We start from the raw sequence: 13,185 nt of genomic DNA on the forward strand, positions 1-13,185 counted from the left end.
CCGAAGTCTGCGGAATTCCTTTACGAATCAATCTACTGAAGCGTGTTTGCGGACTCACCAAACACGTTTCAGGAGTCGGCCGCCAAGCGCGACTGGGCCTGCCGCCACGCCGCAGGCGTGGTCCCTTCCACCTTCTTGAAGCTGCTGTAGAAGGTGGAGGTGGACAGGAAGCCGGACGCTTCCGCCACATCGTCCATCGATGCCGACGCCTGCGCGCGCAGCAACTGCTTGGCCGCTTCGATCCTGACCTGCGCCAGGTAGGGCTTGAAGGCGGTCTTGAGGTTGTCGTTGAGCAGCTGCGACAAGCGGGCAGTAGGTATGTTGAGCCGCTTGGCCAGCTTGGCCAGGGTCAGGCCCGCGTCCTTGTACAGGCCCTCGTCGGCCATCAGCGCATGCAGGGCGCGCAAGGTCGCCTCGGCTTCGCTGGGCGCGATCTTGCGGTCGCGGTAAGGCTCGGCGACCGGAGCAGGCTTACGCCGGGCAACCGCAACGCTGATGCTCAGGTACAACACCAGCGAGAACGACAGCGCGCCGACAATGTACGAGGTCAAGCCGGAGGTGGCATAGGCCAACCAGATCACGCCCACGCCCACGATCACCGAGAGCACATGGCTGCGACTCAGCGCACCGGGCGCCGCCTCGGCGCGATCTTGCTTGCCGCCGCGCAGGAACAGCCCTGCTGCCACCACCAGACATATCAGCCAGATCACCTGGATGGAGGCCCACACCGGCCCAGCCCATAGCCAGAAGTTATCGGTATACGGCCAAGCGATACCAAAGGCAGCCGCCAGCACCAGCAAGCCCACGGCAATTGCCGCATCGTTTCGGGTATGCCGGCCATCGGGATCAAGCCAGGCCCGCACGAAACCGATCAGGCAGATGCCGATGAAGAAGCAGGCGGTCAAACCGACCTGCAGAACCAGCTTGGAGATGTCGGGCCAGAAGTAGAACAACAGGGACTTGCCGGTGCGCAGGCTCAGCATCAGTACCAAGGCCGCCAGCCAGCGCTGGGCAGGGCGTACGGGTTGTCGGCATAGCAGGTAGACCGACAACGCCGCACCGTTGAAGACGCCCAAGCCAGCGAAGAAGAACAGCAGGTAGGAGGTCAGCATGGGTGCGTGGGTGCTCGGGACGAAGCGGATGGGTCTGGTTGGATCCAGCGCGTAAAAGTATGTCTGCTTCTGGCTGTGCCGTCATCGGGGATAGCAGGCGCCAAGACCAACGCGTAAACCCTGAGGTTGAGCTGAAAGCCACCGATCAATCGAGATTCCCTCGCTGGTGCGATCCAGCCGGAGGTGGGGTTATATGCCCTGCGATTGTTTGAAGACTTCGCTTCGATTCGCATGAAGCGCTAGGCGATTGCCTCTCAAGAAAAGTAGCTACGGGCTTTGGAATGGCTTGGCTCCGACGAGCCTGCAGTAACCGCCCCCATGCATGGCACCTATTTACCAGCAACGCCTGCTCTCAAAGGGTGGAGTTAGCTTCCAAAGCCATCCTGTGTTCGGCCGCATACGGACACGCAGAGTGCGGCGAGCACTGCAAACACAGCGCTCAACGACCTCCATGAGTTCGCGCGGACAAGTCAGAACTACGGATCAATCACAGGGAAGACAATCCAACAAACTAATGTGGGAATCTCCCACCGCCGTGCCCAGAACTACTTGAAATACAGGAGTTGTACGCACCAGCAACACCAAGCCACTGCATACATGATCGACTTCGCTCATTTTGCGAAATTTTCTCAGCACATATAAAACAAGCACGTCGCAGTGACCGCCTGCTGCTGGCTTCATATTCGCGACGCTCAGGAATATCCCTTTCGAAAAGGAGGAACCAATGCAGCATGCAATTACCTCACTCATATCCAGCTTACCGGTTGACGTAGGCATCAATGGCAGTTCACAACTTGAATCGACCATCGAGCCAGTAAGCGTGGTCGTCATGGTAATCGTTGCGGTCCTTGCATAAATGGAGCCACAAATGTCAAACATAAACGAGCTTCCAACACTCGCTCGAGAGGTCGCAATTCACGGCAATGCCGGCTTTGATGACTCGGTCGGCCCAGCATGCTTCGCACTCGGGGTCGTGGCTGGTGTCTTCATCAATCAACAGCTCCACTAGGCAATCGTCGGCGCAGGTTGATACCTGCGTCGGCTCGAAGCAGCGAGCAATGCGATGAAAAATCCGGCCAAGATCCTGACTATTTGCAACGACCTCAGCAACCAGAAGGAGTTTTTCAGGCTATCAAACGAAACATTGGGGCTGGAGGGAAGACTGGAATCGCTTGGCGTAATCGCCCCGATGAGCTCAATCGCCGAATCCCTGGGCGAAGCGCAAAGCGCTGACACGGTGCGCCCCAAACTTTACGAAGCGTTGTCTCTAATAACAGAAGATCGAATTGATGTACTGATATCGGAGGAACTGCTTCGATTCGCAAGCAGGCCCCTCTACGCCACAACGGCGAGAACGATCGACAATGAAGCACTCACCGGGATTGTGCTATTTGACAGCGAACACCTACGCGTTTCATTGGTTTCGATTGGGCCAATCGCACATCGAATCAAGAAGTCGCGAAAGAACAAGGCCAGAGTGTCTGGCATAACCATGCAGGGCACGGACTCGGCTATAAGGTTCATAAAAGGTGGGAACGCTACGCTGAATCTGTGGACGGCAGAACCCTTCAATCGCGAAGACCCTCTTTCCTTCCGCGAAATGCATCAACGGCCAGACAAGAAAGTCACCGATGGCGACATGCTATTCCTTGAAGGCGGTTCGACCGGATTGTCCATCGCCAGCTGCGAGTCCCCCATCGTATTCACCATTGCAACTCGCAACACCCCGAGAACGGCGGTTAATGTTCACTACGACATGAAAGGAAACCTTCATTCCTTCACCGCAGCGGACATGAAGTCCTCCCGTGTACAGCTCCTCGCAACTCTCCTTCGAGAGCTGGATTGGCACATGGGTGTAGAACAGCTAATCGATATAGCAACGAAACATCCCGATCATTTTGTGCGATGGCATGCCATGCGGGAGTCACTTGTCATGGATATTTCCGCGTCCACCCCTATCCTTAACCACATGGTAGATCACGACCTGCACCCCCAAGTCCGTGAAGCGGCCGCGCAAACCGTCGCATTGATCAAGGCAAACAACCATGCCGATAGAAATTAGCTCCGACGACAACACTTCGATCGAACTTGGGGAACTGATCGAATTTCTATTTGAAAATAGAATTCAACCTATGGACCAGGATTCATTGGCGTCAGCATCTACAGCACTGAAGCAATTGTCGAACAATAGAGAATTCCTCGCAGAAATGGTCTGCTCCGAGCTGAAGAACTATCGAAATCTCCAGACTTCAAATAGCTACTCCGCACAGGTTTTCATGATCTATCCTCCGCAACGGAGCGGACAACCCTTCTTTTTGCGAGCCTGCCTGTGGCCTGCCCTTGCCGATCAGGTGGTAAAGACCAGCGGCACCGATCCATTTTTTTACAACAAACCTCATGATCACAATTTCAACTTTCTGACCATTGGTTACCACGGCCCAGGCTATGGTAGCGATTACTACGAATATGATTACGACGAATGCAATGGTGTCAAGGGCGAAAGCGTCGACCTCAGGTACATTGAGCGAAGCAACCTCTCCAAGGGCAAAATCCTCCTATATCGCGCCTTCACTGATATACACAACCAACTACCGCCTGATTCGCTTTCTATTTCTCTAAACATCATGGAAAACTCCATAAGAGCTTCCATGATGGATCAGTATGCATTTGACTTGAGCAGCGGGAGAATCTCAGCACTGATCAACCGCACATCTGCGGGATCTCTATTCGGTGCTGCGGCGGCCCTGGGAAGTGACGAGCACAAAGAAGTCCTCAGGCACATCGCCGCAAGGCACGAGATCGAGCGCATTCGCCTCGCCGCATTTGATGCGCTAGCCAATACCGCTTCAGGAACAGAGGAAGCTTTACAGATCTGGTCGGCGGTGCGCAAAAGTGACTCCGCGTTTCTCCGCGGCTGGCGCCAGGTTCGAACGGCTGAAATCGAAGCTCTCACTTGAATCGCGAACAGGGGTACCGAATTGCTACAGGTTGAGTCAGTAAGCAAGAGCTTTGGCAATACTGCGGCTATTGATGGCGCATCGCTTGTCGTTGAGCAGGGCAGCATAGTAGCGCTCATTGGACCAAACGGAGCTGGAAAATCGACGACATTTCGCATCATAGCCGGGCTTACTCGGCCGGATGCCGGGCAGGTTCTATGGCGCGGTCAAACCATCCACAGCGCCCTCCCCAAAGAGCACTTTGGGTTCTTACCGGAAGAACGAGGTCTGTACCAAGACGTCGACGTGGTGGAGCTTTTGAAATATTGGGCGCGTCTACGCGCGATCAGAACCTCGAAAATTCCCGAGCTTCTGGAATACTGGCTCCACCGCCTCGACCTCTATCTCAAAAGAAACGAGAAGGTAAGATCCTTGTCGAAAGGGAATCAGCAAAAACTGCAGCTTGCCGCATGCCTGATGCACTCCCCCCACCTTCTCGTACTTGATGAACCGTTTTCCGGCCTGGACCCTGTAAATCAGGACTTCGTCTCTGACATACTGATTGAGCGCGCAAAAGCAGGTACCGCGATTCTAATTTCCGCTCATCAGCTGGCACTGGTTGAACGGATTGCCTCGAGCGTGGCGCTCATTCAGGGCGGGCGCACCTCAATGATAAGTGGCTTTGGGAAGCCTCGTCATGATAATCGAGAAACCTCGCCACGATCCATCACTGTACTAATCAAACCGGGACTCGCTCCAGACTTCAGCAATCTCCCCCCTCATAGCGTGACGGCGCAACGAGAGAATCGATTAATAATCAATTTCCCGAACATAAGCCTCAGCTCTTTTACTGCAGCACTAGCAGAAATAGGCTGCCACCACGCGATTCTCGACATCGAATTCACGCGCCCCGACCTCCACCAGGTTTACATATCCGCCATAACACCCAACCGATCCGGAGTCCAGAATGGACCGCAGAGTCTTTGACGTGGCGCGCTTCGAATTTCTGAAGTTCTTTGATATGAAGGGAGAGATCATCAGCCTTTCTATCCTCGTACTGATAGCGATTATTCGCTTCGGCGGCGACGCATTGATGCTGCTATCCACACCAGTTGGCATCAATATTGGAATTGAGACCTCGGACACTCGCCTATTGAAAAGTTCGTCGTCCAAACGATTCAATTTCGTCCCAATCCCCCCCGGGGCGCAAGAAGAATCCTTCAGAAAAGTTGATAGCGGCGAACTGGATGGCCTGCTGGCGGAGCAAGAACCGGCAGTGTATCGCCTCTACACAAGCAACGCCGTACACTGGCACGATGCACTTAAGGAGAGCTTTACACCAATCTTTATAAAGATCAGCTCACAACGCGAAGGGGTATCGGAGGAACAGTTCAACAAGATCGCCCGCCCCCCTCAACTGCTACCATACACCACAAAAGGAACCAAGGAAGCCACAGACTCCAGCAGCTACTCGATTTCCATCTGCATAATGATATTAACGGTCATGGGAGTCATCTCCGCCCTCGCCATAATAATGCAAGGAATAGCAGGCGAGAAGTTTGGAAGAATCAGCGAGATTATTTTGGCAGCTATCACGCCGGCAGTCTGGATAGACGGAAAAATAATCGCGGCCGGCCTACACGGACTCAAAACAATAGTTTGTTACGCCACATATGGGACCATTGCAGCGACCATGTTGGGAATCGTGAATATGTCTCATGTTTACGCAGCGGCGAGAGACTGGCCTCACCTATTGATCGCGCTAACAAGCGGAGCACTCGGACTGCTGCTCTGGAGCCTTGTTTTTTCCGTTGCCTCAGCGCTACTTCCAAATGCCACCTCTCCAATAAGAAATACATTGATTTTACTGCCAATGAGCTGCCTTCTGCTTTGCCTCGGCGGCGCGAAGGAGCCTGACAACGGCTTTATCGTCGTCCTTTCATTCCTCCCACCGACAATGCCTTTCGCGATGCCGCTTCGCGTCATTTCGGAGACAGCATCCAGTTGGGAAATCATACTTTCGATAATCCTGGTCATTACCTCTTCCATCGCCCTTCGTCACGTCGCCATTAACGTCTTCGCCGAAGCCGTATTGCGGGGAGAAGGAAGTGAGGCAAACCAAACAAAAAAATATGAGGATGCCCGCTCACCAGAATGACGCAAAGTGCTATATGCAGCCCAAAAGTAAGTCAGCAAGCGGATTCATTTCATCTAGAAACCGGAATTTGACACAAAAGCGACCCGCCGCGATCTTCTGGGAAAATTACGCAGTATTCATCAACAACCAACTCTGGAGCGCACAAACAGCGGAAACCAGTAGACTCGCACCGCACCCGCTCTCTTGGCATGAACGGATTCTTGCAAAGCTCAGCTTTTACGCTTCGCCCTGGGATGCGCAGCATCATAAACCTTGGCCAGATGCTGGAAATCCAGATGCGTGTAGATCTGCGTGGTCGCAATATCCGCATGCCCCAGCAGCTCCTGTACGCCACGCAGGTCGCCTGAGGATTCCAGAATATGGCTGGCGAAACTGTGCCGCAGCATGTGCGGGTGCACGTTCTTGAACAGCCCCTGGCGTTGCGCCAGTTGCTTGATGCGGATCTGCACGGCGCGTTGGCTGATGGGTCCGCCGCTACGGCCTGGGAATACCGGCTTCTCGCCGGTGCCGCCGCTTTCCTTGCGCCACTCCTGCAAAGCATTCATTGCATGCGAGCCGACCGGCACGGTGCGTTCGCGATTGCCTTTGCCGTGCACCAGCACGATGCCGGTGGCGGTATCGAGGTCGCGCCAGCGCATGGCGCAGAGTTCGCTCAGGCGCAGGCCTGAGGAATAGAACAGTTCCAACAGCGCGCGGTCGCGCAGGCCCAGCGGTGCGTCGGTGGGTAGTTCGACCAGCTGCACGGCTTCGTCGGCGTCCAGCACCTGCGGCAATTTGCGCGGTGCCTTGGGCGCGCGCAGGCCGGCGGCGGGGCTGTTGTCGATGACGTTGTTCTGCAGCAGCCAGGCGTAGAAGCTGCGGCAGGCCGACAGGCGGCGTTGCAGGCTTTTTGCCGACAGGCCGCGGCGGTGCTCGCTTGCTATGAACTCGCGCAGCTGGTCACCTTGCAGGGTTTGCGGATCGGCGACTTCATGCGCTTCGCACCATTGCGTGAGCGCGGCGAGGTCGCGCTGGTAGGCGTCCAGCGTGTGCGCCGACATGCGGCGCTCGACCTGCAGATAGGACAGGAATGCCTGGACGGCGCTCATCGCCGCGTCACTCCACTCAGGCGCTGCGGAAGCGCTGCAGGCCCGTCACCAGCGATTCGCCCATCATGCGCAGGAACAGCGTGCCCATGCCGGGATAGAAGCGGTTGGGGTCGTAGCTGCCTACCGCGATCAGGCCAACGCCCGGCAGCGGCAACAATGCGGTGGACGACACTTCATTGACCCGCTCGCCGTACAGCACGTCGTTCTTTTCCTGCTGCAGGCGGCCGCAGATGGGCTCGCCGTCCTGCAGGCAGTCGTGGAACGGCGCCAGTTTGGCGTCGTCCTTGGCGATGACCTGCAGCCACGGTGCTTCGGCCAGTTCCGGCACGTCGTCGAAGGAGACGATGCGCACCAGGTCGCCGGCGAAATCTTCTTCCAGCGAAGCGGCCATCGCGCGCAGGGTGTCGGCGGCGCTGGTCTGGCGCATCAGCGCCAGGGTCAGCTGGTGGGTACGCACGGCCAGGCGTTCGTTGATCTGCGCGTTGGCGCCGAGGTCGGCCAAGCGCCGCGACAGCTCGCGGTTCTTGTCGCGCAGCACTTCCAGCTGGTAGCTGGCGAGCGAGGCGGTGGGGCCGTCGTCGCGCGGCACCACCATGGTCAGTGCCAGATCGGGGAACTGCTTGAGGAAGGTCGGATGACGCCGCAGCCAGGCCGCGACTTCATGGGCACCGATTTTCTCGACTGTGTCGTTCATCCCATCCACTCTCCGTCGAATACGAATGCTGCCGGGCCGGACATCACGATCTCGGCATCGTCTGCCGGCCATTGGATACGCAGGTCGCCACCGGGCAAGGAGATCAAGGCGTCGCGCTGCAGGCGGCCGCGCTGCATCAGCACTACCGCGGCCGCGCAGGCACCGCTGCCGCAGGCCAGGGTTTCGCCGACGCCGCGCTCGTAGACGCGCAGACGGGCGTGGCCGGCATCCATCACCTGGGCGAAGCCGACGTTCACCGATTCCGGGAACGAGGGGTTCTGCTGCAGCAAGGGCCCTACCCGCTCGACCGGTGCGGCGTCGACCGAACCGACTTCCAGCACCGCGTGCGGGTTGCCCATCGATACGGCACCGAAGCGCACGTTCTCGCCCTGCAGCGAGGTCATGTATTCCTCGCGCGCGCGCGGGAAGCCGAGCAGCGGAATCTGCTCAGGCTCGAATTCGGGCTTGCCCATGGCAATGGCGTATTCGCCATTGGCCAGGCGCTGCACGGCGTGGGTGCGGGTGGGGCTGTCGATGATGAAGTCGTCGCCCTGTGCGGCGCCGTCGCGTACCAGCCAGGCGGCCACACAGCGCGCGCCGTTGCCGCATTGCTGCGAGGTGGAGCCGTCTGAGTTCCAGATGCGGTAGGACGCTACCGCGCCTTCGCTGCGCGGGGCTTCGATGGTCAGGATCTGGTCGCAGCCCACGCCGCGGTGGCGGTCGGCCAGCAGCGCTGCCTGCTCGGCATTCGGCGGCGCGCTGCCGTCACGCAGGTCCAACACCACGAAAGCATTGCCGGCGCCATGCATTTTGCTGAAGCGCATGCGCCCTGTTGCCGACTTACCCATTTACGCCAGCACCACCGGTTCCGTCTTCCACGGCCTCGTCCGCCTTCTTGTCGGCGGCCGGATCGGTCTTTTCAGTGGCGGGCTGGTCCGCCGGGGTGACTTCCTGTTCCTCGATCGGCACCGGCTTCTGCGGCATTACCAAGGGGCCCTTGTTGCCGCAGGCACTGAGACCCAGCAGCAGGAAGGCTGCCGGGATGAGAATCAGGAAACGGGACGTCTTGTTCATCCCCCGAGTATAGCCACTGGACCATGAAGTCCGAACCGCGATCTCACCCTGTTCAGCGTTCGCCGGGGGGCAAGGGGCGCAGCCACAGCCACAGGCAGACGCAGGCCATGATGCTGATGGAGGTCCATTTCACCCAGGCCAGCGGCACGCACCACAGGGTGATCAGGGCGCAGGCCAGCATGGTCAGGCTGGCCATCCACTTGCCCTTGCGGCTGACCGCGCCGTGCGCCTGCCAGTCGCGGATGGCCGGACCGAAGCGCGGGTGGTCCAGCAGCCAGCGGTGCAGCCGCTCGGAGCCATGCGAGGCCGCCCACGCCGAAATCAGCACGAAGACGGTGGTGGGCAGCCCCGGCACGAAGATGCCGACGATGCCCACGCCCAGGCTCACATAGGCCAGCAGCCACCACGCCCAGCGCAGGCGCGGTGGGCGTGTGCGTGGATCGGGAGGATCACGCGGCGGCGTATCAGGCATCGCTACGGCCCGGCTGCGTCAGTCAGCCAGGCCCAGCTGCCCCAGCACGAAGGCGAAGGACTCGGCCTGCTCCTTGTAACGCTGGAAGCGGCCGGACTTGCCGCCGTGGCCGGCTTCCATGTTGGTGCGGAACACGATGGGTTGGCTGCCGGTGTTGACGTCACGCAGCTTGGCCACCCACTTGGCCGGCTCCCAGTACTGCACCTGCGAATCCCACAGGCCGGTGCCGACGAACAGCGACGGATAGGCCTGCGCGGTGACGTTGTCGTACGGCGAGTACTTGAGCATGTAGTCGTAATACGGCTTCTGCTCCGGGTTGCCCCACTCGTCGTACTCGTTGGTGGTCAGCGGGATGCTGGCGTCGAGCATGGTGGTGACCACGTCGACGAACGGCACCTGCGCAACCATCACCCGGTAATCGCCCGGGGCCTGGTTGGCCACCGCACCCATCAGCAGGCCACCGGCGCTGCCGCCCGAGGCCGCGACGCGGTCCTTGGCGGCATAGCCCTGTGCGACCAGCGCGCGGGTGACGTCGACGAAGTCGTTGAAGGTGTTCTGCTTGTGCAGCAGCTTGCCGTCGTCGTACCAGCTGCGGCCCATTTCCTGGCCGCCACGGATGTGGGCGATGGCGTAGACCACGCCACGATCAAGCAGGCTGACCACGCTCTGGTTGAAGTTGGGGTCCATCGACATGCCGTAGCTGCCGTAGGCGTACTGGTACAAGGCGGCAGTGCCGTCCTTCTTGAAGCCCTTCTTGTAAACCAGCGACACCGGGATGCGCGCGCCATCGCGGGCGGTCACCCAGACGCGCTCGGTTTCATACTTGCTCGGGTCATAGCCGATCACCGGCTGCTGCTTGAGCAGGCGGCGCTCGCCGGTCTTGACGTTGAGTTCGTAGGTGGTGGCCGGCGTGGTTAGAGAGGTGTAGCTGTAGCGCAGCCACTCGGTATCGGGTTCTGCGTTGACCGACAAGCCCATCGAGTAGGCCGGCTCATCAGCCTTGACGAACTCACTGCGGCCATCGGCGAACAGCAGGCGCACGCGTTCCAGCGCTTCGGCGCGCTCGGCGATGGCGGTATAGCCGTCGAACAGTTCGAAGCCTTCGATCAGCACCTGCGGATCATGCTTGACCCAATCCTTCCACTGCTTGCGATCAGTGGCACCTTCCGGCGCGGTGACCAGCTTGAAGTTGGTGGCGCCATCAGCATTGGTGCGGATCACCCACTGGCCGTTGTAGTGGTCAGCGTCGTATTCGACGTCGCGCTCGCGCTTGGCCAGCACGGTGAACTCGCCGGGGTTGGCAGCCGAGGTGTAACGCAGCTCGGAGGACACGGTGCTGTCCACGCCGATGGTGATGAAGCGGTCGTCGCGGGTGCGACCGATGCCCATGTAGAAGCTGTCGTCCTTCTCCTCATAGACCAGCACGTCGGCACTGGCCGGGGTGCCGAGCACGTGCTTCTTTACGCGCACGGTGAGCAGGGTTTCCGGGTCGTTCTCGACGTAGAACAGGGTGCGGTTGTCATCGGCCCAGATCACATTGGCCGACACGCCCTCGATCACGTCGTCCAGCATCTTGCCGGTGGCCAGGTCCTTGAAGCGGATGGTGTACTGGCGGCGGCCGACGGCGTCTTCGGCGAAGGCCAGCAGCTGGTTGTCACGGCTGATGTCCATGTCGTCGATGCCGAAGTAACCCTTGCCTTCGGCCAGCACGTTGAGATCCAGCAACACCTCTTCCGGTGCCTGCATATCGCCCTTGCGACGGGCGTGGATGGGGTAATCCTTGCCGGTCTCGTAGCGGGTGTAATACCAGTAGCCGCGCTCGCGGTAGGGCACGCTGGCGTCGTCCTGCTTGATGCGGCCGACGATCTCGGCGTAGAGCTTGTCCTGCAGCGGCTTGAGCGGCGCCATCAGGGCGTCGGTATAGGCGTTCTCGGCGTTGAGGTAGGCCAGCATCGCCGGCTCCTTGCGCTCGTCGTCGCGCAGCCAGTAATACGCATCCTCGCGCTGCGCACCGAACGGCGCGGTCACCGTATGCGGACGCTTTTCAACATCAGGCGGGGTGGGCTGGGACGCGGCGGCGGTATTGATCATCAGGCTTGCAACCAACAGGCAAAGAAGGGGTTTCATCAGGTTCGCTCCGGAACAACGGTGGTGCATCCAGTGCAGCAGGCCACAGTGTGCCATGCCCGGCGCTTGCCCCGCTGCCATCAACGGCGCCTATCATGCAGTGATGAACACGCCCCACACCCCACACGCCCCATACAGCCGCCGCAGTCAGGAGATCGCGCCCTTCCATGTCATGTCGCTGCTGGCCCGCGCCAACGCGCTGGAGCAGCAAGGGCATGACGTAATCCACCTGGAGATCGGCGAACCCGATTTCACCACTGCCGAGCCGGTGGTACGTGCCGGCCAGGCCGCATTGGCCGCTGGCCATACCCGCTATACCGCAGCGCGCGGCCTGCCAGCCCTGCGCCAGGCCATTTCGGGCTTCTACGGCCAGCGCTACGGGCTGGATATCGACCCGGAGCGGATTCTGGTCACCCCGGGTGGCTCAGGCGCACTGCTGCTGGCCTCCAGCCTGCTGGTGGACCCGGGCAAGCACTGGCTGCTGGCCGACCCTGGCTACCCCTGCAACCGGCATTTCCTGCGGCTGGTGGAAGGCGCAGCGCAGCTGGTGCCGGTTGGGCCGGAGAGTGGCTATCAACTGACTCCGGAGTCGATTGCGGCCAACTGGAATGCTGGCAGTGTTGGGGCGTTGGTGGCTTCGCCTGCCAATCCGACTGGCACCACTTTGGATGCTCGGCAGTTGGCTGGCTTGTCTTCCGCACTGAAGGAGCGCGGCGGGCATCTGGTGGTGGATGAGATCTACCACGGGCTGACCTATGGCTTTGATGCGCCCAGCGTGCTGGAAGTGGATGACGAAGCCTTCGTGTTGAACAGCTTCTCCAAGTACTTCGGCATGACTGGTTGGCGCCTTGGCTGGCTGGTGGCACCGCCGCGCGCGGTGCCCGAGCTGGAGAAGCTTGCGCAGAACCTGTACATCAGCGCGCCGTCGATGGCGCAGCATGCGGCACTGGCGTGTTTCGAGCCGGAGACGATTGCGGTTTTCGAGCAGCGTCGTGAGCAGTTCCGGCAGCGGCGGGATTATCTGTTGCCGGCGTTGCGGGCGCTTGGGTTCCGGATTGATGTGGAGCCGCAGGGCGCGTTCTACCTGTACTGCGATGTGAGTGCGTTCACCGATGATGCGCAGGCGTTTTGTGCGCACTTCCTGGAGACCGAGCATGTGGCGTTTACGCCTGGCCTGGATTTTGGGAACTACCGCGCCAACCAGCATGTGCGGATTGCGTATACGCAGGATGTTGGGCGCTTGCAGGAGGCGGTGGAGCGGATTGGGCGGGGATTGGAGAGTTGGTTGGCTGGGAAGGTTGGCTGAGAGCTAAAAGCGAAAGGCTAAAGGCACCCCTCCCCGGCCCTCCCCTTCGCCTGCGGCGAAAGGGAGGGGGTAGAAGCGAGGCCTCAAGCAGCAAGGAGGAATGGCTTGGCTTTGGCTTTGGCTTTGGCTTTGGCTTTGGCTTTGGCTTTGGATTTGGTTTTGGTTTTGGTTATGATTATGGCTTTGGCTTTGGATTTGGCTTTCGACATTCCCTTCTC

The 13,185-nt window shown here is 59.5% G+C and carries 13 protein-coding genes; 5 read left to right on the forward strand and 8 right to left on the reverse strand.

The features are described from left to right. Positions 1–68: 68 nt before the first annotated feature. A complete protein-coding gene (locus tag ACVOLS_RS11660) occupies positions 69–1,112 on the reverse strand; it encodes a helix-turn-helix domain-containing protein (protein WP_481545746.1) in 1,044 nt (347 codons plus the stop codon). A gap of 483 nt (positions 1,113–1,595) precedes the next feature. Further along, positions 1,596–1,943 (reverse strand): hypothetical protein, encoded by a 348-nt coding sequence (locus ACVOLS_RS11665; protein WP_481545747.1) that lies wholly within the window; start codon positions 1,941–1,943, stop codon positions 1,596–1,598. A 232-nt stretch (positions 1,944–2,175) separates the two neighbouring features. Between ACVOLS_RS11665 and ACVOLS_RS11670 the strand changes: the two genes are divergently transcribed. Genes ACVOLS_RS11670 through ACVOLS_RS11685 form a run of 4 tightly spaced genes read left to right on the forward strand, consistent with a single transcriptional unit; the run spans position 2,176 to position 6,206 of the window. After that, the gene (locus ACVOLS_RS11670) at positions 2,176–3,174 is read left to right on the forward strand and encodes a hypothetical protein (protein WP_481545748.1); all 999 of its coding nucleotides are present in this window, start codon (positions 2,176–2,178) and stop codon (positions 3,172–3,174) included. Further along, positions 3,158–4,069, forward strand: coding sequence for a HEAT repeat domain-containing protein (locus ACVOLS_RS11675; protein ID WP_481545749.1), 912 nt, complete (start codon positions 3,158–3,160; stop codon positions 4,067–4,069). Before ACVOLS_RS11670 ends, ACVOLS_RS11675 begins: the two co-directional genes overlap by 17 nt. A gap of 21 nt (positions 4,070–4,090) precedes the next feature. Continuing rightward, entirely contained in the window at positions 4,091–5,035 is a 945-nt protein-coding gene (locus tag ACVOLS_RS11680) for an ABC transporter ATP-binding protein (protein ID WP_481545750.1), read from the forward strand. After that, the gene (locus tag ACVOLS_RS11685) at positions 5,016–6,206 is read left to right on the forward strand and encodes an ABC transporter permease (RefSeq protein ID WP_481545751.1); all 1,191 of its coding nucleotides are present in this window, start codon (positions 5,016–5,018) and stop codon (positions 6,204–6,206) included. The genes ACVOLS_RS11680 and ACVOLS_RS11685 overlap by 20 nt, the downstream gene beginning before the upstream one ends. A 209-nt stretch (positions 6,207–6,415) precedes the next feature. Here ACVOLS_RS11685 and xerC read toward each other — a convergent pair whose 3' ends face one another. From xerC to ACVOLS_RS11715, 6 genes are read right to left on the reverse strand one after another with little or no spacing between them, the layout of a single operon-like run. Beyond that, on the reverse strand, positions 6,416–7,294 hold the full coding sequence (xerC, locus tag ACVOLS_RS11690) for a tyrosine recombinase XerC (protein WP_481545752.1): 879 nt from the start codon (positions 7,292–7,294) through the stop codon (positions 6,416–6,418). A gap of 16 nt (positions 7,295–7,310) precedes the next feature. Beyond that, positions 7,311–7,988 carry a DUF484 family protein gene (locus ACVOLS_RS11695; protein ID WP_282269553.1) on the reverse strand — a complete coding sequence of 226 codons (678 nt, stop codon included), beginning with the start codon at positions 7,986–7,988 and terminating at the stop codon, positions 7,311–7,313. After that, positions 7,985–8,836: a diaminopimelate epimerase gene (dapF, locus tag ACVOLS_RS11700; RefSeq protein WP_481545753.1), complete on the reverse strand. Its 852-nt coding sequence runs from the start codon at positions 8,834–8,836 to the stop codon at positions 7,985–7,987. Before dapF ends, ACVOLS_RS11695 begins: the two co-directional genes overlap by 4 nt. Then, complete coding sequence (gene lptM, locus ACVOLS_RS11705) at positions 8,829–9,062, reverse strand: LPS translocon maturation chaperone LptM (RefSeq protein WP_481513634.1); 234 nt, start codon at positions 9,060–9,062, stop codon at positions 8,829–8,831. Before lptM ends, dapF begins: the two co-directional genes overlap by 8 nt. Before the next feature lie 52 nt (positions 9,063–9,114). After that, the gene (locus tag ACVOLS_RS11710; RefSeq protein WP_481545754.1) at positions 9,115–9,534 is read right to left on the reverse strand and encodes a YbaN family protein; all 420 of its coding nucleotides are present in this window, start codon (positions 9,532–9,534) and stop codon (positions 9,115–9,117) included. Between the two features lie 18 nt (positions 9,535–9,552). After that, entirely contained in the window at positions 9,553–11,661 is a 2,109-nt protein-coding gene (locus ACVOLS_RS11715) for a S9 family peptidase (protein ID WP_481545755.1), read from the reverse strand. Between the two features lie 103 nt (positions 11,662–11,764). Between ACVOLS_RS11715 and ACVOLS_RS11720 the strand changes: the two genes are divergently transcribed. Next, the gene (locus tag ACVOLS_RS11720) at positions 11,765–12,967 is read left to right on the forward strand and encodes a pyridoxal phosphate-dependent aminotransferase (RefSeq protein ID WP_481545756.1); all 1,203 of its coding nucleotides are present in this window, start codon (positions 11,765–11,767) and stop codon (positions 12,965–12,967) included. Positions 12,968–13,185: the final 218 nt, after the last annotated feature.

It is taken from the genome of Stenotrophomonas sp. STEN038 (assembly GCF_056759895.1).

Coding starts and splice junctions, on each gene's coding strand:
- ACVOLS_RS11660 (WP_481545746.1), bottom strand. CDS start 1,112: ATGCTGACCTCCTACCTGCTGTTCTTCTTCGCTGGCTTGGGCGTCTTC.
- ACVOLS_RS11665 (WP_481545747.1), bottom strand. CDS start 1,943: ATGACGACCACGCTTACTGGCTCGATGGTCGATTCAAGTTGTGAACTG.
- ACVOLS_RS11670 (WP_481545748.1), top strand. CDS start 2,176: ATGAAAAATCCGGCCAAGATCCTGACTATTTGCAACGACCTCAGCAAC.
- ACVOLS_RS11675 (WP_481545749.1), top strand. CDS start 3,158: ATGCCGATAGAAATTAGCTCCGACGACAACACTTCGATCGAACTTGGG.
- ACVOLS_RS11685 (WP_481545751.1), top strand. CDS start 5,016: ATGGACCGCAGAGTCTTTGACGTGGCGCGCTTCGAATTTCTGAAGTTC.
- xerC (WP_481545752.1), bottom strand. CDS start 7,294: ATGAGCGCCGTCCAGGCATTCCTGTCCTATCTGCAGGTCGAGCGCCGC.
- ACVOLS_RS11695 (WP_282269553.1), bottom strand. CDS start 7,988: ATGAACGACACAGTCGAGAAAATCGGTGCCCATGAAGTCGCGGCCTGG.
- dapF (WP_481545753.1), bottom strand. CDS start 8,836: ATGGGTAAGTCGGCAACAGGGCGCATGCGCTTCAGCAAAATGCATGGC.
- lptM (WP_481513634.1), bottom strand. CDS start 9,062: ATGAACAAGACGTCCCGTTTCCTGATTCTCATCCCGGCAGCCTTCCTG.
- ACVOLS_RS11710 (WP_481545754.1), bottom strand. CDS start 9,534: ATGCCTGATACGCCGCCGCGTGATCCTCCCGATCCACGCACACGCCCA.
- ACVOLS_RS11715 (WP_481545755.1), bottom strand. CDS start 11,661: ATGAAACCCCTTCTTTGCCTGTTGGTTGCAAGCCTGATGATCAATACC.
- ACVOLS_RS11720 (WP_481545756.1), top strand. CDS start 11,765: ATGAACACGCCCCACACCCCACACGCCCCATACAGCCGCCGCAGTCAG.